The 18,850-nt window shown below is 69.6% G+C and carries 18 protein-coding genes; 10 read left to right on the top strand and 8 right to left on the bottom strand.

Translation table 11 applies throughout. From position 1 onward, the window contains the following. Positions 1 to 64 precede the first annotated feature (64 nt). Positions 65 to 1,726 (bottom strand): energy-dependent translational throttle protein EttA, encoded by a 1,662-nt coding sequence (gene ettA / locus ACTHK2_RS05690; protein ID WP_440244728.1) that lies wholly within the window; start codon positions 1,724 to 1,726, stop codon positions 65 to 67. Positions 1,727 to 1,932: 206 nt separating this feature from the next. On the opposite strand from ettA, the gene glyA reads away from it, so the two are divergent. From glyA to ACTHK2_RS05640, 10 genes are all read left to right on the top strand, one after another. Next, positions 1,933 to 3,189: a serine hydroxymethyltransferase gene (gene glyA / locus ACTHK2_RS05685; protein ID WP_440244727.1), complete on the top strand. Its 1,257-nt coding sequence runs from the start codon at positions 1,933 to 1,935 to the stop codon at positions 3,187 to 3,189. 8 nt (positions 3,190 to 3,197) lie between these two features. Next, positions 3,198 to 3,917 (top strand): CTP synthase C-terminal region-related (seleno)protein, encoded by a 720-nt coding sequence (locus ACTHK2_RS05680; RefSeq protein ID WP_440244726.1) that lies wholly within the window; start codon positions 3,198 to 3,200, stop codon positions 3,915 to 3,917. Then, positions 3,917 to 4,435, top strand: a complete 519-nt coding sequence (gene nrdR / locus ACTHK2_RS05675) for a transcriptional regulator NrdR (RefSeq protein WP_131991855.1) — start codon at positions 3,917 to 3,919, stop codon at positions 4,433 to 4,435. Before ACTHK2_RS05680 ends, nrdR begins: the two co-directional genes overlap by 1 nt. A 28-nt stretch (positions 4,436 to 4,463) precedes the next feature. Continuing rightward, complete coding sequence (ribD, locus tag ACTHK2_RS05670) at positions 4,464 to 5,531, top strand: bifunctional diaminohydroxyphosphoribosylaminopyrimidine deaminase/5-amino-6-(5-phosphoribosylamino)uracil reductase RibD (protein WP_440244740.1); 1,068 nt, start codon at positions 4,464 to 4,466, stop codon at positions 5,529 to 5,531. A 52-nt stretch (positions 5,532 to 5,583) separates the two neighbouring features. After that, positions 5,584 to 6,183 (top strand): riboflavin synthase, encoded by a 600-nt coding sequence (locus tag ACTHK2_RS05665; protein ID WP_440244725.1) that lies wholly within the window; start codon positions 5,584 to 5,586, stop codon positions 6,181 to 6,183. 60 nt (positions 6,184 to 6,243) lie between these two features. Then, on the top strand, positions 6,244 to 7,341 hold the full coding sequence (gene ribB / locus ACTHK2_RS05660) for a 3,4-dihydroxy-2-butanone-4-phosphate synthase (RefSeq protein WP_440244724.1): 1,098 nt from the start codon (positions 6,244 to 6,246) through the stop codon (positions 7,339 to 7,341). Positions 7,342 to 7,790: 449 nt separating this feature from the next. Then, complete coding sequence (ribH, locus tag ACTHK2_RS05655) at positions 7,791 to 8,255, top strand: 6,7-dimethyl-8-ribityllumazine synthase (protein ID WP_440244723.1); 465 nt, start codon at positions 7,791 to 7,793, stop codon at positions 8,253 to 8,255. Next, positions 8,252 to 8,710 carry a transcription antitermination factor NusB gene (gene nusB / locus ACTHK2_RS05650; RefSeq protein ID WP_440244722.1) on the top strand — a complete coding sequence of 153 codons (459 nt, stop codon included), beginning with the start codon at positions 8,252 to 8,254 and terminating at the stop codon, positions 8,708 to 8,710. The genes ribH and nusB overlap by 4 nt, the downstream gene beginning before the upstream one ends. Before the next feature lie 15 nt (positions 8,711 to 8,725). Further along, positions 8,726 to 9,706 carry a thiamine-phosphate kinase gene (gene thiL / locus ACTHK2_RS05645; RefSeq protein ID WP_440244721.1) on the top strand — a complete coding sequence of 327 codons (981 nt, stop codon included), beginning with the start codon at positions 8,726 to 8,728 and terminating at the stop codon, positions 9,704 to 9,706. Beyond that, the gene (locus ACTHK2_RS05640; RefSeq protein ID WP_440244720.1) at positions 9,703 to 10,197 is read left to right on the top strand and encodes a phosphatidylglycerophosphatase A family protein; all 495 of its coding nucleotides are present in this window, start codon (positions 9,703 to 9,705) and stop codon (positions 10,195 to 10,197) included. The genes thiL and ACTHK2_RS05640 overlap by 4 nt, the downstream gene beginning before the upstream one ends. 63 nt (positions 10,198 to 10,260) lie before the next feature. Here ACTHK2_RS05640 and ACTHK2_RS05635 read toward each other — a convergent pair whose 3' ends face one another. From ACTHK2_RS05635 to ACTHK2_RS05605, 7 genes are all read right to left on the bottom strand, one after another. After that, entirely contained in the window at positions 10,261 to 11,742 is a 1,482-nt protein-coding gene (locus tag ACTHK2_RS05635) for a hypothetical protein (protein WP_440244719.1), read from the bottom strand. Between the two features lie 25 nt (positions 11,743 to 11,767). Beyond that, positions 11,768 to 13,162, bottom strand: a complete 1,395-nt coding sequence (locus tag ACTHK2_RS05630; protein WP_440244718.1) for a hypothetical protein — start codon at positions 13,160 to 13,162, stop codon at positions 11,768 to 11,770. A gap of 26 nt (positions 13,163 to 13,188) precedes the next feature. Further along, the gene (locus ACTHK2_RS05625; protein ID WP_440244717.1) at positions 13,189 to 14,586 is read right to left on the bottom strand and encodes a hypothetical protein; all 1,398 of its coding nucleotides are present in this window, start codon (positions 14,584 to 14,586) and stop codon (positions 13,189 to 13,191) included. A gap of 63 nt (positions 14,587 to 14,649) precedes the next feature. After that, positions 14,650 to 16,017 (bottom strand): FAD-binding oxidoreductase, encoded by a 1,368-nt coding sequence (locus ACTHK2_RS05620; RefSeq protein WP_440244716.1) that lies wholly within the window; start codon positions 16,015 to 16,017, stop codon positions 14,650 to 14,652. Between the two features lie 4 nt (positions 16,018 to 16,021). Beyond that, positions 16,022 to 16,612 carry a BON domain-containing protein gene (locus ACTHK2_RS05615; RefSeq protein WP_440244715.1) on the bottom strand — a complete coding sequence of 197 codons (591 nt, stop codon included), beginning with the start codon at positions 16,610 to 16,612 and terminating at the stop codon, positions 16,022 to 16,024. 12 nt (positions 16,613 to 16,624) lie between these two features. Then, positions 16,625 to 17,011, bottom strand: coding sequence for a YraN family protein (locus tag ACTHK2_RS05610; RefSeq protein ID WP_440244714.1), 387 nt, complete (start codon positions 17,009 to 17,011; stop codon positions 16,625 to 16,627). Continuing rightward, positions 17,008 to 18,831 (bottom strand): penicillin-binding protein activator, encoded by a 1,824-nt coding sequence (locus ACTHK2_RS05605; RefSeq protein ID WP_440244713.1) that lies wholly within the window; start codon positions 18,829 to 18,831, stop codon positions 17,008 to 17,010. Before ACTHK2_RS05605 ends, ACTHK2_RS05610 begins: the two co-directional genes overlap by 4 nt. Positions 18,832 to 18,850 lie beyond the last annotated feature (19 nt).

The following is an 18,850-nucleotide window of genomic DNA, read 5'->3' as shown; positions in this document are numbered from 1 at the left end:
GAAAATGATCATGCCTCCTTCGTGTGCTCGGTGTGCTTCGTGGTCCAGGCTTTTCGTTATGGCGTCAGGCGAGTTTCTTGTAGCGCAGGCGGTGCGGCTGGGCGGCCTCGTCGCCGAGGCGGCGCTTCTTGTCTTCCTCGTACTCGCGGTAGTTGCCCTGGAAGAACTCGACGTGCGAGTCGCCTTCGAAGGCGAGGATGTGCGTGGCGATGCGGTCGAGGAACCAGCGGTCGTGCGAGATCACGAACGCGTTGCCCGGGAACTCGAGCAGGGCGTCCTCGAGCGCGCGCAGGGTTTCGATGTCGAGGTCGTTCGACGGTTCGTCGAGCAGCAGCACGTTGCCACCCTGCAGCAGGGTCTTGGCGAGATGCAGGCGGCCGCGTTCACCGCCGGACAGCGAGCCGACGAGTTTCTGCTGGTCGGGACCCTTGAAATTGAAGCGACCGATGTACGCGCGCGACTGGATCTCGATGCCGTTGATGTTGAGGATGTCGGCGCCGCCGGACACTTCCTGGAACACGTTGTGGTTGCCTTCGAGCTTCTCGCGGCTCTGGTCGACGTAGGCGATGTTGACGGTCGGTCCGACGAGGATCTCGCCCTTGTCCGGCTTTTCCTGGCCCGTGATCATCTTGAACAGGGTCGACTTGCCGGCGCCGTTCGGGCCGATGATGCCGACGATCGAGCCCGGGGGCACGATGAAGCTGAGGTCGTCGATGAGGAGGCGGTCGCCGAACGACTTCGAGACGTTCCTGAACTCCATCACCGAGCTGCCGAGGCGCTCGCCCGGCGGGATGAAGATTTCATTGGTCTCGTTGCGCTTCTGGTACTCGACCGACTGCAGCTCCTCGATGCGCGCGAGGCGCGCCTTGCCCTTGGAGCGGCCACCCTTGGCGTTCTGGCGCGCCCACTCGAGTTCGCGCTGGATCGCCTTCTGGCGCGCCTTTTCCTGGTTCTCTTCCTGCTTGAGGCGCTCGTCCTTCTGCTCGAGCCACGAGGAATAGTTGCCCTTCCACGGGATGCCGCGGCCGCGGTCGAGCTCGAGGATCCACTCGGCAGCGTTGTCGAGGAAATAGCGGTCGTGGGTGACCGCGACGACGGTGCCGGGGAAATCGGCGAGGAAGTGCTCGAGCCACTCGACCGATTCGGCGTCGAGGTGGTTGGTCGGCTCGTCGAGCAGCAGCATGTCGGGCTTGGACAGCATCAGGCGGCACAGCGCGACGCGGCGCTTCTCGCCGCCCGACAGCTTGCCGACGACCGCGTCCCACGGCGGCAGGCGCAGCGCGTCGGCGGCGACCTCGAGCTGGCGCTCGAGCGCATGCGCGTCGGACGCGGCGAGGATGTTCTCGAGGCGCTGCTGCTCGGCGGCGAGCTTGTCGAAATCGGCGCCTTCCTCGCCGTACGCGGCGTAGACCTCTTCGAGGCGCTTCTGCGCGTCGAGCACTTCCGACACGCCTTCCTCGACGGCTTCGCGCACGGTCTTGCCCGGGTCGATCTGCGGTTCCTGCGCGAGATAGCCGACCTTGATGCCCGGCTGCGGGCGTGCTTCGCCCTGGAAGTCGGTGTCGACGCCGGCCATGATCTTCAGCACCGTCGACTTGCCGGCGCCGTTCAGGCCGAGCAGGCCGATCTTCGCGCCCGGGAAGAACGACAGGGAAATGTCCTTGATGATCTGGCGCTTGGGCGGGACGACCTTGCTGACGCCGATCATCGTGTAGATGTATTGCATGCCTGGACTCCGGGCGTGGACGCTCCGGGGCCGCGAGGGCGCTCCGGGCGTGAAATCTGCGGGATAGCCGTGCATTATCGCCGATCGGCGGGGCGCCCGTCATGCCTTCCGTTCGGACGGCCAAATCCGTGCGCCGGCAAAGCCGCCGCGACGCGCATAAACCGGTAAAATGAACGGTTCCCTCGTCCTGCCCAGGTGACGCGCCGATGTTTTCCAAGGATGCCCGTATCGAAGGCTTCGATCCCGAACTCGCCCAGGCGATCGCCGCCGAGCGCCGCCGCCAGGAGGACCACGTCGAGCTGATCGCCTCGGAGAACTACGCGAGCCCGCGCGTGCTCGAGGCGCAGGGCTCGGTGCTGACCAACAAGTACGCCGAGGGCTATCCGGGCAAGCGCTACTACGGCGGCTGCGAATACGTCGACATCGCCGAGTCGCTCGCGATCGAGCGCGTCAAGCAGCTGTTCGACGCCGACTACGCGAACGTGCAGCCGCATTCGGGTTCGCAGGCGAACCAGGCGGTCTACTTCGCGCTGCTGAGCCCGGGCGACACGATCCTCGGCATGAGCCTCGCCCACGGCGGCCACCTCACGCACGGCGCGAAGGTCAACCTCAGCGGCAAGATCTTCAACGCCGTTCAGTACGGCATCGACCCGGCCACCGGCCGCGTCGACTACGACGAGATCGAGAAGCTCGCACTCGAGCACAAGCCGAAGATGGTCGTCGCCGGTTTCTCGGCCTATTCGCAGGTGCTCGACTGGGCCCGCTTCCGCGCCATCGCCGACAAGGTGGGAGCCTACCTGTTCGTCGACATGGCGCACGTCGCCGGCCTCGTCGCCGCGGGGGTCTACCCGAGCCCGCTGCCGCACGCGCACGTGGTGACCTCGACCACGCACAAGACCCTGCGCGGTCCGCGCGGCGGCATCATCGTCGCGAAGAACGCGTCGGAAGACCTCGTCAAGAAGCTGCAGAGCGTGGTGTTCCCGGGCATCCAGGGCGGTCCTCTCATGCACGTGATCGCGGCCAAGGCGGTCGCGTTCAAGGAAGCGCTCGAACCTGCGTTCAAGGACTACCAGCACCAGGTCGTGAAGAACGCGCAGGCGATGGCCGGTGCGTTCATCGCGCGCGGCTACCGGATCGTCTCCGGCGGCACCGAGAACCATCTCATGCTGATCGACCTGATCGGCCGCGACGTGACCGGCAAGGACGCCGAAGCCGCGCTCGGCGAGGCGCACATCACGGTCAACAAGAACGCGGTGCCGAACGATCCGCGCTCGCCGTTCGTGACCTCGGGCCTGCGCGTGGGCACGCCCGCGGTGACCACGCGCGGCTACGTGGAGCAGGATTGCGTCGACCTCGCCAACTGGATCTGCGACGTGCTCGACGCACCGGGTGACGCCGGCGTGATCGCGCGCGTGCGCGAGCAGGTCACCGCGCAGTGCCGCAAGTACCCGGTGTACGGCTGAGGAGCCCGATGATGCGACCGCTGCGCATCGGCCTGGTCGGCGACCGCGACGACGCGGTCGTCGCGCATCGGGCGATCCCGCGCGCACTCGCACTCGCGGGTGCGGCCGGTGGGCACGTGCTCGAGGTCGAATGGGTCGGCACGCACACCATCGACGGCAGGCAAAGGCTGGCCGGCTTCGATGGCCTCTGGTGCGTCCCGGCGAGCCCGTATCGCGACATGGATGGCGCGTTGCGCGCGATCACCCATGCGCGCGAATCGGGCGTGCCGTTCCTCGGTACCTGCGGCGGTTTCCAGCACGCGGTCGTCGAATACGCGCGCGACGTGCTCGGCTGGGCCGACGCCGACCATGCGGAAACGGCGCCGGATGCCGCGCGCGCGGTGATCGTGCCGCTCAGCTGCGCGCTGGTCGAGGTGCGCGACGCCGTGCATCCCGTTTCCGGGTCGCGCTGCGAGCGTGCGTATGGCGTCGCGCGCATCGAGGAGGCCTACCACTGCCGCTACGGCCTCGGCGCGGCCTTCCGCGCGGCGATCGAGGGCGGGCCGCTGCGCATCGCCGCGTTCGACGACGCGGGCGACGTGCGCGCACTCGAACTCGACGGCCATCCGTTCTTCGTCGCGACCCTGTTCCAGCACGAGCGCGCTGCGCTCGACGGGCGTTGCCCGCCGCTCGTGCGCGCGTTCGTCGACGCGGCCGCCGGGCGCGCACGCATCGGGTGGGCCGCCTGATGCATTGCCCGTTCTGCCAGCACGAAGACACCCGCGTGATCGACTCGCGCGTTTCCGACGACGGCAGCACGATCCGCCGCCGGCGCGAATGCGAGGCCTGCGGCGAGCGGTTCAACACGTTCGAAACCGCCGAAATCAAGCTGCCGAACGTCGTCAAGGGTGACGGCCGGCGCGAAGCGTTCGACGAAGGCAAGCTGCGCACCGGCTTCATGCGCGCGCTGCAGAAGCGCCCGGTCGGCAGCGAGCAGGTCGATGCCGCCGTGCGCGCGGTGGTCGAGAGCCTGCGCCGCAGCGGCGAACGCGAAGTGCCGTCGATGCGCATCGGCGAACTCGTCATGCGCGAGCTGAAGACGCTCGACCACGTCGCCTACGTGCGGTTCGCTTCCGTCTACCGCAGCTTCGAGGACGTGCAGGCGTTCCGCGAGGAAATCGAACGGCTCGAGCGCGACCTGCCTTCGCTCGAGGGCCTGCAACTGTCGCTGCTCGGCGACCCCAAGCCGGGCAAGGCCAAGAGCTGACGTGTCCGCACCGCACGACCACGCGCTGATGGCGCATGCGCTGCGCCTCGCCGCGCATGGCCTCGCGACGACCCAGCCGAACCCGCGTGTCGGCTGCGTGATTGCGCGTGGCGACACCATCGTCGGCGAAGGCTGGCACCGTCGTGAGCGCGAGCCACACGCGGAAGTGCTCGCGCTGGAGGCCGCTGGTGCGGAGGCACGCGGCGCGACCGCCTACGTGACGCTCGAACCGTGCGGCCTGTACGGCCGCACGCCGCCGTGCGCCGATGCGCTCATCGATGCGGGCGTCGCGCGCGTGGTGGTCGCGTCCGAGGATGCGTCGCAGCGCGGCGGCGGCGCGCTCGAGCGCCTGCGCGCCGCCGGGGTCGCGGTCGAAACCGGTCTCATGCGCGACGCCGCGCGTGAACTCAACCGCGGCTTTTTCGCGCGCGTCGAACGCCGGCGGCCGTGGCTGCGCCTCAAGCTCGCAATGAGCCTCGACGGCCGCACCGCACTCGCGAGCGGCGAGTCGAAATGGATCACCGGCGACGCGGCGCGCGCCGACGTGCAGCGCTGGCGCGCGCGCAGTTCCGCCCTACTCACGGGCAGCGGCACCGTGCTCGCCGACGACCCGCGCCTTACCGTGCGGCTCGACGACGCACCGGTCGGCGCCGTCGCGCCGCTGCGCGTCGTGCTCGACTCCACCTTGCGCACGCCGCGCGGCGCGCACGTTCTCGACGGCAGCGCACCGACCCTGGTGCTGCATGCGGCCGGCGCGCACGCGAGGGACGATCGCTTCGCCGCGGTCGAACGCGTCGCGCTCGATCGCGATGGCGACGGACTCGACCGCGGCGCGGTGCTCGCGCTGCTCGCCGCGCGCGGCATGAACGAAGTCCAGGTCGAAGCGGGACCGACCTTGTGTGGCGCCTTGTTCGCGGCCGGCTTCGTCGACGAAATGCTGCTGTACGTCGCGCCCGTGTTGCTCGGCGACGACGCGCGCGCGCTGCTCGCATTGCCGGCGCTCGCGCGCATGTGCGATCGCGCGCGCCTGCGCGTGCACGAGCAACGCATGGTCGGCGACGACATGCGCCTGTTGCTGCGGCCTGCCGACGCCTGACGTCGCCTCAACTTGCCGCCCGCGCGGGTGGCCCCACGAGGGAGATGCACGCGTGTTCACCGGAATCATCCAGGCCGTCGGACGCATCGCCTCGCGCGAGGAGCGCGGCGGCGATGCGCGCCTCGTCGTCGACGCGGGGCGCCTCGACCTTTCGGACGTCGCGATCGGCGACAGCATCGCGGTCGCCGGCGTCTGCCTCACGGTCGTCGCGATCGACGGCACGCATTGGGCCGCCGACGTCTCGATCGAAACGCTCGCACGCACGACGCTCGGCGGGCTCGCGGTGGGCGCCGGCGTCAACCTCGAGAAGGCGCTGCGCCTCGCCGACCGCCTCGGCGGACATCTCGTCTCGGGCCATGTCGACGGCGTCGGTCAGGTGCTCGGCATCGACGACGACGGCGCGTCGCAGCGCTGGCGCTTCGGCCTGCCGCGCCCGCTCGCGCGCTATGTCGCGGTCAAGGGTTCGATATCGGTCGACGGCACGAGCCTAACCGTCAATGCAGCCGGCGAGGCCGATTTCGGCGTGACGCTGATCCCGCATACGCTCGCGGCGACGACGTTCGGCGAACGCGTGGTCGGCGACGCGGTGAACATCGAAGTCGACCTCATCGCACGCTACGCCGAACGCCTCGCGGGCTCCGGCTCCGCGTGACGACGCATCCCTGCACGGGCGCCGAGCGCGCGCGACCGCACCACGAACCAGGCTGCCACCATGTCCTTCGCCACCATCCCTGAACTCCTCGCCGACATCCGCGCGGGCCGCATGGTCGTCATCGTCGACGACGAAGACCGCGAGAACGAGGGCGACCTCATCATGGCCGCGGAAAAAGTGCGTCCCGAGGACGTCAATTTCATGGCGCGTGAAGGCCGCGGACTGATCTGCCTGTCGATGACCCGCGCGCGCTGCCGCCAGCTCGGCCTCAAACCCATGGTCGAGACGAACACGTCGCCGCACCACACCAACTTCACCGTGTCGATCGAAGCGGCCGAGGGCGTCACGACCGGCATTTCGGCCTACGACCGCGCACACACGATCCGCACCGCGGTGCGCGCCGATGCGGGGCCGCTCGATATCGTCCAGCCCGGGCACATCTTCCCACTGGCGGCCGCGCCGGGCGGCGTACTCGCGCGCGCAGGACACACCGAGGCGGCGAGTGATCTCGCCGCGCTCGCCGGCCTCGAGCCGGCGGGCGTGCTGGTCGAGGTGCTCAGTGACGACGGCACGATGGCGCGCCGCCCCGAACTCGAGGCATTTGCGGCGAAGCACGGCCTGCGCATCGGCACGATCGCCGACCTGATCCGCTACCGCCTCGAAACCGAAAAGACGATCGAGCGCGTGCACGAAGCGACGGTCGACACCGAGTTCGGCCGCTTCCGGCTCGTCGCCTGGCGCGACATGCTCGCGCGTGAGCTCCATTTCGCGCTCGTGCGTGGCGTCGTCGACGACGGCGCCGCCGTGCTCACGCGCGTCCACGTGCGCAACACGCTCTCGGACGTGCTGCATCTCGAGCGCGACGACCTCGGCCTGACCGTGACCGCGGCATTGCGGCGGATTGCCGCCGAGGAGCGCGGCGTCGTCGTCGTGCTGGCCGGCGAGGACGGCGCCGACGCGCTGCTCGGGCGCCTGCGCGGCGAAGGGCCTGCCGACGCCGGCACGCCCGCACAATGGCGCCGGCTCGGCCTCGGCGCGCAGATCCTCGTCGACCTCGGCGTGCGCCGCCTGCGCGTGCTCGGCACGCCGCGCAAGCTCGTCGCGCTGGCCGGATTCGGGCTCGAGGTCGAGGGTTATGTGGGGGAGAACGAGGGCTGAGGGCCGAAGCGCATCGCGGCTTCCGCCGCTCGGCAGTTGCGCAACGGTCCTGGTAGGGCGGCTCGAGGCCGAAGGCCGGAGCCGCCGTTCGACCGTGCGGAGCGCTGAAGGCGGATCCGCCTTTGCGCGGCTCGATCCGCCCTGCGGGCCGGCATTTTTGTGGGAGCGGCGCAAGCCGCGGTGCTTTCATGCGGTTCGCTGCCCCGGCGCCCGCGCAACCACCTCGTTGCCCCGCTAAACTCCAGCCCTTGGGGTGGGATGCAGCGGCGCCAAATCGCGCCCGGAGGCAACACGCTCCACCGCGAGCCCCACCATCCGCGCGGCACGCGTAGCGCTCGCTGCTGCGCGGCCGCATCCCACCGTACGTGTCTTGAGGGTGGCGGCGTCGCGCAACCACCACGACGCCCCGCTAAACTCCAGCCCTCGACCCCTCAACCCTCGCTCCCGCCATGCCCATCCTCACCGGCGAACTGCGCCCCGTCGCGCAAGCGCGCTACGCGATCATCGCGAGCCGCTGGAACCCGCGCATCGTCGATGCGTTGGTCGACGGCGCGCGCCGCGCGCTGCAGGAGCACGGTGTCGCCGACGACAGGGTCGACTTGGTGCGCGTGCCCGGCGCCTGGGAGATCCCGCAGGCGGCGGCGAGGCTAGCGGAAGGCGGCCGCGTTGCGGCGATCCTTGCGCTCGGCTGCGTGGTGCGCGGGGATACGCGCCACTACGAACACGTCGCGGACGGTTGCGCCCAAGGGCTCATGCGCGTCGCGCTCGAACACCGCCTGCCGGTGCTGAACGGCGTGCTGGCGGTCGAGCGGCATGCCGATGCCGAGGCGCGCGCCGGTGGCGCGCACGGCAACAAGGGCGAGGAAGTCGCGCTCGCCGCGCTGGAAATGGTCGATCTGTGGAGACAGCTGTGACGAACACCCCGCCCCCCGCCGGCATCGATCCGGCCGCGCGTTCGCGTGCGCGCCGCCGCGCGCTGCAGGCGATCTACGCCTGGCAGCTCAGCGGCAACCGCATCGACGGCGTGATCGACCAGTTCCGCCACGAGCAGGACATGCAGATCGCCGACCTCGAGTACTTCGAGGAACTCGTGCGCGGCGTCGTGCGCTCGCACAGGGAATTGGACGCCGTGATCGCGCCGTTCCTCGATCGCGAGATCGCGCGTGTCGACCCGATCGAACGCGCCGTGCTGCGCATCGCCGCGTACGAGCTGCGCGACCGCGTGGACGTGCCGTATCGCGTCGTCATCAACGAGGCGGTCGAGACGACCAAGCGGTTCGGCGCGGAGCATGGCCACACCTACGTCAACGGCGTGCTCGACAAGCTCGCCGCGACGTGCCGCGCCGCCGAGTACGGCGCACGCAAGTAGAAGGACCGGCCGCGCGTGGAGTTCGATCTCATCGAGCTGATCCGCACGCGTTGCACGGTCGCCCGCGCGGACGTGCGCCTCGGCGTCGGCGACGATGCCGCCGTGCTCGCGGTGCCGCCGGGCCACGAACTCGCGGTGAGCACCGACACGCTCGTCGCGGGCGTGCATTTCCCGTCCGGAACGGCGGCGCGCGACCTCGGCTGGAAGGCGCTCGCGGTGAACCTGTCCGACCTTGCCGCGATGGGCGCGATACCGGCGTGGTCGCTGCTCTCCCTGACCTTGCCCGATGCGGACCGTGAGTTCGTCGCCGGCTTCATCGAGGGCTACGCCGAACTCGCCGCGCAGCATGGCGTCGCGCTGGTCGGCGGCGACACCACGCGCGGGCCGCTCGCGGTCGGCGTGACCGTGCACGGTTTCGTCGCGCCGGGGCGCGCACTGCGCCGCGAGGGTGCGCAGGTGGGCGATCTCGTGTTCGTGACCGGCACGCTCGGCGACGCCGCCGCCGGCCTGCGGTGCCTCGATCGCCGCGACGCACATGCGCATGCGTTGTTCAATGCGCCACCGGACACGCGCGAGGCGCTGGTCGAGCGCCTGAACCGGCCGATCCCGCGGATTGCCGCGGGCACCGCGTTGCGCGACGTCGCGAGCGCATGCATCGACGTGTCCGACGGCCTGCTGGCCGACCTCGGCCACATCGCCGAACGCAGCGGCGTGGGTCTGGAAATCGACGCCGGCGCACTGCCGGCGTCGTCGGCGCTGCTCGCCCTGTTCGAGCGCGACGAGCGCCTCGTGCTGCAGGCGACCGGTGGCGACGACTACGAACTCGCGTTCTGCGTGCCGCCCGCGCGTGCGGGGGAGGTGCACCGCGATCTCGCGCGCCTCGGCTGCGGCGCGACGCGCATCGGCCGGGTCGTCGCGGGCGAACGCGTGCGAATGTTCGACGGCGATGGCAGCGAGCTCGTGCCGGAACACTCCGGCTGGGACCACTTCGCGTGAGCCTCGACGTTGCGCAGCGGCGCGCGTTGCTCGGTCATCCGGGCGGGTGGATCGCGACCGGCTTCGGCTCGGGCCTCAGCCCGTTAGCCCCGGGCACGGTCGGCTCGGGCGCGGCGCTGCTGCCATGGCTCGCATTGCGCGAACTTCCATGGCCCGCTTACGTCGGTCTCGTCGTGATCGCCTTCGCGGTCGGCGTCTGGGCGTCCAACGTCGCCGTCTCGCGCCTGCGCATCGACGACCCCGGTGCCGTCGTCTGGGACGAGTTCGTCGGCCAGTGGATCGCGCTGCTGCCGCTCGTCGTCGCGCCGCGCGGGTGGCTGTGGATACTCGCCGGCTTCGCGCTGTTCCGCCTGTTCGACGTGTGCAAACCATGGCCCGTGTCCTGGGCCGATCGACGCATCGCCGGTGGGTTCGGGGTCATGGTCGATGACGTGATCGCCGGCGCCTATGCGGCGATCGTGTTGTGGCTGGCCGGATGCGCCATCGCCTGAAGGTGGATGCGGCGCAGGCGCGGCGGATCGGGAGCATCGCGCGTCCGCGCGCGGCGCAACGCGTTAGGGACAGGCGTGGATGCCCGCCGTGCTGCACCCGACCGTGGAGCGGTGTGCGAATACGCCGCTGTAGTTGGCGAGCTTGCCGGGCTGCGCATTCGCGTTGATCACGTTGTAGGCCATGAAGCCGGTAACCGGAAGGCCGGACAGTTCGACGACGCTACCGTCTTCGCGACGGCCACCCGCCAAGGCGTGGCTGCCGCCACCGTTGGCGAGATCGAGATCCACCCAGCCCGCGTCGATCGGCGGCAGATCCTCACCCGCCGGGAAGCCGTACGGCAGCAGCACCGTCGACAGCGTGGAACCGAACACCTCACTCGGCTGCACGATCGTGTGTTGCGGCAGGATGCGCATGACGTTGACGGCATACGACAGCGACAGCGGCATTCCACCGACACAAATGAACCCGCAGCCGTCCGGCGGTGGGGAGGTCGAGAAGGCGCCTTCTTCCTGGTCGAAGAAGTCCGCTCGCACTTGGACGTCGGAGCGCCCGGGCGCCGCGAAAGCTTCTTCGAACAGGCCTTGCGCTGCCGGGCCGAGTGCGCCGTCGACGTAGTACTGCTTGGTCGGGAATGTCACGACCCAGTCCGTCGCTGCGCCCAGGCCGGCTGCGTCGAGGAACTCGTTGCGCAGCGTCTGCGCCATGTAGACGGCGCTGACGGCATCTTCGCCGCGCGCATAGTCGAGCATGAGCACGCCCTTGCCCGTGGACACGTAGGCACGCGCAACGCCATGCGTGGCCTCGTCCGAATTCGCGGAGCGCAGGTCCGGTTCCAGCGTGGCGAGTGGCGTATACAGCACGTGCGCGGTGAAGCCGGCGAGTGCGTCCGCATTGTAGGGGTAGTACGTACCGATGCCCACGTTGATGACCCCGGCCGCGCCGAACAGGTCGTCGCCGGGCACCTCGAGGTCGGTCGCGATGTTCGTCGCCGTGAGTTCGGCGCATCCCGGAGGAACCCCGTCATGCGGTTGGCCGTGCCCGACGTGCGTGATGCGCAGCTCCGTCTCGCTGCCGCGGACGACGTCACCCAGCGCGATCATCTCGATCGATCCCTCGCGCGTGCGTGCGATGGTCGTCGGCCCGCCGTCGGTGCTGGCGCCCGCGTAGCCGCTACTCGAAAACGCGATACCCGCCGAAGGAAGCGCAGGCAGCGTACAGGAATGGTCGACACTGACCAGCCGCGCGCCGCCTGCCGCATCGGCGCTGATGGCGCCGGTCCACGCGTCGCGGGGAGACAGGAACAGGTTGAAGTCGAGCACGACCCGGTGGTTGTATCCCTCGCGGAAACGAACCTTCACGACCTTCGCCGCATCGCCCGCGTTGGCCACGGAAACGAGCGTGTCCTGCCCGATGTTGACCGTGTAGTACGGGTAGATCAGCGCCTGGCCGAGGCCGCGCGGGTTGAGCGCAACGGCTCCGGCGCTGCCGGCGGAGATGGCCGCGAATGCGAGCATGGACACGTGGAGGGACGATCGGATGCGCATGGCGCGGCCTCGCTGCAGGTTTCCTTCATTCGCACGGCGTCGCATCGACCGCCGACGTCGTGCAGGACACGATCGAGCGATACGGGAACGTGCCGCCGTAGTTGGCGAGCTTCCCGGGCGCCGCGTTCGCGTTGATGATGTTGTAGACCATGAATCCGGTGGCGGGCAGGCCGTGCAGCACGCGACCGTCGGCCGCCGTGATCACATGCGTCTCGTCGCCACCGTGCGCAAGGTCGAGTGTCATCGTACCGGACTCGGCGAACGGCGCGACCGGAATCGCGAGTGCGCTGCCGAGCACACCGGACGCCTCGTGGCTCGCCTCCCGGAAGCTGATCACGTTGACGACCCAAGGCAGGGTCAGCGCCGTCGTCGCGCCGTGCCCTTCTTCCTGATCGTACTGGACGGCGTCGGCGAGCACGTTCGAGGCGCCCGGTGCGCCGAACGTTTCGACGAAGGGCGCTCGTACGGAATCGAGGTAGAACGGGTCGGTGTAGAGGGCTTTGGTCGGGAACGTAATCACCCAGTCGGTGTTCGCACCGAGGCCTGCGGCGACGAGGTAATCGTTGGAGATCGACTCCTGCATGAAGACGGCGCTGACGGCGTCGATGCCCTGCTCGTAGTCGATGGCGAAATGTTCGTCGCCGCTTGCGACATGGGCAACCGCGCCGGTGGGGAAGGCCGAAGCCGCGCTGTTGGCGAATCGCAGCGGGTTTGCTTCGATGTTCGCGCTCCCGCTGAACAGCACCTGCTCGGTAAAGTCGAGTGCGTTTGCCGCATAGGCGAAGAAGGTGCCTTCGCCTACATTGACGATCGCGGCGGAGCCGCCGAGCGTGTCAGCCACCGGGGGCGCCAGATGGCTGCCCGCCGAACTGTCGGCATTCGCGCAGGTGGGCGCCGCTCCGGGTGAGGGATGGCGTATTCCGAGATCGAGGGGGCTCTCCGGAATCACCGCGCCGAGCGCGACGACCTGGATGAACCCTTCGCGCGTGCGCGTGATCGAGCTGGGGCCGCCATCGGGCGGGAAGATGCTTCCACCGGCATAGGCCGAACTCACCAGCGGAAAACCGCCTGGCGGAATCGGCGGCCAAGTGCAGCTCGTGTCCGCGCTGTACAGTGCGGCGCCGCCAGTCTCGCCGAGCGCGCTCACGCGGGCGGTCCATACGTCGTGTGGCGCCAGGAACAAATTGAAGAACTTCACCGCGCGCCCGTTGTAACCCTCGTCGACGATGACGAGCGCGAGCGCGCCGAGCGCGCCGTCATTGACGACGGTGATCAGCGTATCCTGCCCCCTGTTGACCGTGTAGTACGGATAAACCAGCGCCTGGCCGAGGCCGCGCGCATTGAAAGCGACGGCGTGCGCGGGGTTCGGGAGAGACATGACCGCGGAGAGTGCAAGCAGGGCGAGCGGGCGCTCGAACATGGCAGGTCCTTGTCCATCGGATATTGCTATTGGCAGAAGGCCGGATCGATCGCCGGGACCGTGCAGAACGCGGAGGAGCGGTACGGGAACACACCGCCATAGTTGGCGAGCTTCCCGGGCGCCGCGTTCGCGTTGATGATGTTGTAGACCATGAATCCGGTGGCGGGCAGGCCGTGCAGCATGCGGCCGTCAGGCGCCGTGAGTGTGTGCGATTCGTCGCCGCCATGGGCAAGGTCGAGCGTCATCGTGCCCGCCTCGGAGAATGGCGCGACCGGAACGGTGAGCGCGCTGCCAAGCACGCCGGAAACGTCATGGCTTGCATCCTGGAAGCCGATCACATTGACGACCCAAGGCAGGGTCAGCGCGGACGTCTCGCCGTGTCCTTCTTCCTGGTCGTACTGCGTCGCGTTCGCCAGCACGTTCGAAACGCCCGGCGAGTGGAATGGTTCGACGAACGGAGCGCGTGGGTCGTCGCCGACATAGAACGGATCGGTATGGAACGCCTTGGTCGGGAACGTCAGGACCCAGTCCGTATGTGCGCCCAGGCCCGCGGCGACGAGGTAATCATTCGAGACGGAATCGGCCATGAACACCGCGCTGAATGCGTCGAGGCCGAAACTGAAATCGAGCGCGACGTCGCGATCGCCCATCGGGAGGTGCGCGACGGCCCCTTGCGGATACGTCGAATCGGACGAATTGGTCATTCTCGGGCCCGTGTAAAAGACCCACTCGTTGTAGCAGCACAGTGCCTGGTCGGTGAACCCCGCGAGGGCCTGGGGCGAGTAGGAGAAGAATGTGCCCTCTCCGACGTTCACGATGGCCACCGAACCCGACAACCGACCATCCGGAGGCGTCAGGTACTCGCTCGCGAGGACAATGAGCTGCGCGGCGGAGCAGGTCGGTGCGACCTGGCCGTCTTGGCGGCGAATTTCAAGGTCGAGCGGGCTGCCGGACATCACCGTCCCGACTTCGTAGATTTCGAAGAATCCCTCGCGGGTGCGGAACGCGCCGGTCGGGCCACCGTCGCCCGGGTATATCGAGCCACCCGCGTACGCGGACGCGTCGAACGCGCGCCCGGCGCCGATGGCAGGATAAGTACAGCTGTGATCGCTCGTGTACACCGAAGCGACGCCGTCCGCCTCGCTCGCGCTGACCCGTGCAGTCCAGACGTCATGCGGCGCGAGGAAAAGCGCGAAATCCATGACGGGGCGACCGTTCGTCCCCTCGTTGAAGCGGACCAAGGCCATGCGACTGGCATCGGACGCGTTCGCGACCGAGATGAGGGTGTCCTGCCCTTTGTTCGTCGTGTAGTACGGAAAGATCAGCGCCTGGCCGATGCCATGGGGATCGAGGCTGATCGCGCGCGCCGTCGCGGCGAGCGAAACTAGGGCGCCGGCAAAAGCGAGTTTCGAAAGCATACGCATCGAACGACTCCTTCCGGGAAGCGCAGCGTACACAATGCGACCGCGTGACGAAAGTCGCGGAATTCAGGGCAGCAGCTTGCCCGGATTCAGGATGCCGTCGGGATCGAACTGTGCCTTGACCGAGCGCATCAGCGCGAGCGCGTGCGCATCGAGCGCGCGCGGCATGAAGTCACGCTTGGCGAGGCCGATGCCGTGCTCGCCCGAAAGCGTGCCGTCGAGGCCGATCACGACGTCGAACAGTTCGTCGAGCGCGCGTGCCGCACGGGCCTGTTCGGCGTCGTCGCGCGGCAGCAGGTTCACGTGCAGGTTGCCGTTGCCGGCGTGGCCGAAGCAGACGATCGGCAGGGCGTGGCTCGCGGCGATCGCGCGCGTCGCCGCGACGAGTTCGGGCACGCGGCTCACCGGCACGACGACGTCCTCGTTGATCTTGTTCGGCGACAGCGTGCGCAGCGCGGGCGACAACGCCTTGCGCGCGGCCCACAGGGCGGCGACCTCGGCATCGCCGTCGGCGATCGCGAGATCCTCGAGCCCGGCGCCGCGCGCGGCACGTACGATCGCGTCGGCCGCAACGGGCAGCGTGTCCGCTTCGCCGTCGACTTCGATCACGAGCATCGCGCCCGCGAGCGGGATCGCCTCGCCGCCGTGGTCGCGTGCGAGGCGCAGGCATGCGTCGTCGAGGAACTCGAGCGCGCACGGCGTGACCGGCTGCGCCATGATGCGTGCGACCGCTTTCGCGGCCGCGCCCACGTCGGCGTAGGTCGCGCGCAGGGTGCGTTTCGACGAGGCGAGTGGAGCGAGCTTCAGCGTCGCCTCGGTGACGAGCGCGAGCGTGCCTTCCGAGCCGACCAGCAGGCGCACGAGGTCGTAACCGGTCGAGCCCTTCGTCGTCGGCGTGCCGCAACGGAAGTCCATGCCGTTGCCGGCGACCGCACGCAGCGCGAGCACGTTGTCGCGCGTCGCTCCGTACTTCACCGCACGAGGACCGCCCGCGTTGCAGGCGATGTTGCCGCCGATGGTACAGAACGGCGCCGAGGTCGGATCCGGTGCCCAGAACAAGCCGTGGGGCGCGATCGCGGCCTGCAGGTCGCCATTGAGCAGGCCCGGTTCGACCACGGCGATGCGATCGTCGACGTCGATGCGCAGGATGCGGTTCATGCGTTCGAAGCTCGCGACGATGCCACCGCCGCTCGGCACGCTCGCGCCGGTCGTGTTGGTGCCGCGCCCGCGCGCGACCAGCGGCTGGCGAGGCTCGTGCGCGATGCGCACGAGCGAGACGACCTCATCGTGCGAGGTCGGGAACACGACCGCATCCGGCATCGCCTGGCGCCGCGAGTTGTCGTAGCCGTAGACGAGGCACTCGGCCGGGTCGGTGCTCAACGCATCGCCCGCGAAGACGCGCTGAAGTCCGGCGAGGGCGGCGGCAGGCAGCATGGCGTCAGTCGACGTACTCGAACACCTTGACCACCTTGTCGACGCCACTGACGTCGCGCGCGATGCCGGTCACGGCCTCGTCTTCCTCGCGCGTGACCTTGCCCATGAGATAGACGACGCGATGCGCGGTGGTGACGTTCACGCGCGTGGGGTCGAAACCTTCGAGGCTGGTCAGGTCGAGCAACGCGGTCTTCACGTGCAGCGAGATCGTGTTGTCGCGGCGGCGCGACCAGAAGCCTTCGGGTTCCTGCACGGCGAGTTCGTTGACGATGCGCCGCGTGCCTTCGAAACCGCTCACGAGCCGCTCCGCGCGCGCCTTGAGCTCGTCCGTGTGCACTTCGCCGGCGAGCAGGATCACGCCGTTGTAAACGACGATGCGCACGTCGTTGCGCAGGGCCAGTTCCTTGTCCCTGTTGAACGCGTCGTGCACGCCGAGCGAAAGGCGCTTGTCGTCGACGTAGGTGCCGACGTCGCGGCGATCGTGCGCGGCGCTCGCGCCGACCGCAGCGCCGCCGACGACGGCAGCGACGCAGCCGCCGAACAGCGGCAGGGCGGCGAGCAACAGGAAACGCGACCAGGGGAGGCGATGGTGCATGCGGTGGAATCCTCAGGAGGCTTCGAAGGCGTTGCGCAGCCAGTGCAGTTCGGCAGCGGGAGCGTCGCCGGCGATCGAGACGACGTCGAAGCGGCAGGCCGAAGTGGCGAATGCGGGATGCTGCGCGAGGAACATCGCAGCGGCGCGCTGCAACCGCGTGCGTTTCATCGAACCGATCGAATCGGCGCCGTCGCCGTAGCGGCTGGTGCCGCCACCGCGCCGGTAGCGCACCTCGACGAACACGAGCGTCGCGGCATCGCGCATCACGAGGTCGATCTCGCCGTAGCGGCACGTGTAGTTGCGCGCGAGCAGCGCGAGTCCGGCGCGCTCGAGATGCACGCGGGCGAAGTCTTCGTAGCGGGCGCCCGCCTCGCGTCGCGTGGCGGTGCGCACGGTCATTGCTGCAACGGCGCGCTGTCGAGGGCGCCGTCGACGGGCAGAGCGATGCCGTTCTGGAAGCGTGCCCAGCCGACCAGCCGATGGATGCGCCCGAAGTTGTCCGCGGTGAGCTCGCCGGTCGCGCCGTTGAGGTAGGAGTCGGGATGCGCGAGCAGCCAGTCCATGTACGGCAGCAGCGCGTACGCGTCCATGCCGAACGCGAACAGGCGCCCGCCGAGCCCATTGGCGGTGTCGACGCGCGTGGCGACGCGGTTGCGGTCGGGACGCCCCGGGATGCTGCCGAACAACCAAGGCGCGTCGCAGAACTCGACGCCGTCGAGGTCGCGATCGAGCGCGGCATTGGCGTCGCCCGAGTACACGTGGGACGTCGCGTAAACCGGCACGTTCACGCCTGCGACCTTGAGCTGCGGCAGCAGCAGCCGCGCCTGTTGTGGCCGCATGCTGACGAAGACGCCAGCGTCGGCGCCGCTGCCGAGGGTGCCGGTCGCCTGCAGGATCGGCGTCGAGAAATTGACGTCCTTGTCCGGGATGCGCGTTTCGCCGACGACCATGCCGCCGGCGGCCTCGAACTGGGCACGGAATGCGCGCGCGGCGCGTTCGGCCCAGTCCGCGTTGGCGGCGAGGATCGCCGCGCGCGTGTCGCCGCGCGCGATCATGCGTTCGGCCACCTGCGCGCCTTCGGCGTCGGGCAGGAGGCCGAACTCGGCGCTGCCCGGCGGCGGCACCTCGCCGGTGTCGGGGTGGTTGAGCGCGAGCACGCGCGCGCGCAGCGACTGGTGGAACAGCTCGCCGACCGATTCGCGCTGCAGCGGCCCGACCACATGGTCGGCACCGTCGGCGACCGCGCGGTCGTAGGCGGCGATCGCGTCGGCCGGCGTCCTGCCCGAATCGTAGATGCGCAGCTCCGGGCGGCGTTCGCGCGCATCGGAGTAGTACGCCGTGAGGAAGCCGTCGCGGATGGATTGCGACACGGTGGCGAACTGCGCGCTGAGCGGCAGCAGCAGCGCGACCTGGTGCAGCGTGCGGTAACCCTCGTTCTCGAGCGAACCGTTGCCGCCGGGCTGCATCGTCCCGACCGGCCGGCTCGGCTTCGGCAGTGCGCGCGGCAGCGGCTGGCCCTTGCCGCGCAACGCCTGTTCCACCCACGGACGCAGCGCATCGTCGGCGGCAAGCCGTTCCGCGCCGCCGCGCAGCGCGTCGACGTCGAGACCGGCGAGCGCCTCGACGAGCTGGCGCCGGTTCTGCTCGCGGTCGGCACCGGCGAGGTCGCGGTCGAGCACCGCACGCGAACGCGCCGACGCGAAGCGGTCGCCGCGCGCGAGGTCGGCGCGTGCACGCAGTTCCAGCGCGCGGATGCGCACCGCCTCGGACGGATCGTCGCCGAGGCCGGCGAGCAGCGCGTCGGCCTGGCCGATGTCGCCGTGCCTGATCGCGATCTCCGCATCGAGCAGGTCCAGTCGCTGTGGCTCGTCACCGCGCAGGCGGCGACGCTTGATGTCGCCGAGCGCACGCGCGGCGCCGTCGAGATCGCCGCGATCGCGCAGCACTTCGGCGGCGCGCAGGCGGTAGTGCGCGGCGGCGTCGCCGCGCGCGCCCGCGGCGAGCGCGAGGAACTCGTTCGCCGCCTGGTCGAGCTGGCCGTCCGCATAGAGCTGTTCGGCGTGGTCGGCTCGCGCGGTCGCCGCGGCGGAGCCGCCGGCGCCGACCTGTTCCGACAGCTCGCTCATCGTCGCGCAGGCGCCGAGCGCCGCGCACAGCAGGGCCATGGTCACGCAGCGGGCGCGGCGCGCGATCGCGGTTCCATCGAATCGGCGAAGCATGGGTGGCGTCCCTCCGGCG

The sequence above is a fragment of the Dokdonella sp. genome (assembly GCF_051958935.1).
GTDB lineage: Bacteria > Pseudomonadota > Gammaproteobacteria > Xanthomonadales > Rhodanobacteraceae > Dokdonella_A.
The sequence above is the reverse complement of the archived record's forward strand: the minus strand, read 5'-3'. Positions and strand labels throughout refer to the sequence as shown.

Bases quoted from the DNA above. Each gene is read 5' to 3' on its own strand.
- ettA (WP_440244728.1), bottom strand. From the start codon at position 1,726: ATGCAATACATCTACACGATGATCGGCGTCAGCAAGGTCGTCCCGCCC.
- glyA (WP_440244727.1), top strand. From the start codon at position 1,933: ATGTTTTCCAAGGATGCCCGTATCGAAGGCTTCGATCCCGAACTCGCC.
- ACTHK2_RS05680 (WP_440244726.1), top strand. From the start codon at position 3,198: ATGATGCGACCGCTGCGCATCGGCCTGGTCGGCGACCGCGACGACGCG.
- nrdR (WP_131991855.1), top strand. From the start codon at position 3,917: ATGCATTGCCCGTTCTGCCAGCACGAAGACACCCGCGTGATCGACTCG.
- ribD (WP_440244740.1), top strand. From the start codon at position 4,464: ATGGCGCATGCGCTGCGCCTCGCCGCGCATGGCCTCGCGACGACCCAG.
- ribB (WP_440244724.1), top strand. From the start codon at position 6,244: ATGTCCTTCGCCACCATCCCTGAACTCCTCGCCGACATCCGCGCGGGC.
- ribH (WP_440244723.1), top strand. From the start codon at position 7,791: ATGCCCATCCTCACCGGCGAACTGCGCCCCGTCGCGCAAGCGCGCTAC.
- ACTHK2_RS05635 (WP_440244719.1), bottom strand. From the start codon at position 11,742: ATGCGCATCCGATCGTCCCTCCACGTGTCCATGCTCGCATTCGCGGCC.
- ACTHK2_RS05630 (WP_440244718.1), bottom strand. From the start codon at position 13,162: ATGTTCGAGCGCCCGCTCGCCCTGCTTGCACTCTCCGCGGTCATGTCT.
- ACTHK2_RS05625 (WP_440244717.1), bottom strand. From the start codon at position 14,586: ATGCGTATGCTTTCGAAACTCGCTTTTGCCGGCGCCCTAGTTTCGCTC.
- ACTHK2_RS05620 (WP_440244716.1), bottom strand. From the start codon at position 16,017: ATGCTGCCTGCCGCCGCCCTCGCCGGACTTCAGCGCGTCTTCGCGGGC.
- ACTHK2_RS05615 (WP_440244715.1), bottom strand. From the start codon at position 16,612: ATGCACCATCGCCTCCCCTGGTCGCGTTTCCTGTTGCTCGCCGCCCTG.
- ACTHK2_RS05610 (WP_440244714.1), bottom strand. From the start codon at position 17,011: ATGACCGTGCGCACCGCCACGCGACGCGAGGCGGGCGCCCGCTACGAA.
- ACTHK2_RS05605 (WP_440244713.1), bottom strand. From the start codon at position 18,831: ATGCTTCGCCGATTCGATGGAACCGCGATCGCGCGCCGCGCCCGCTGC.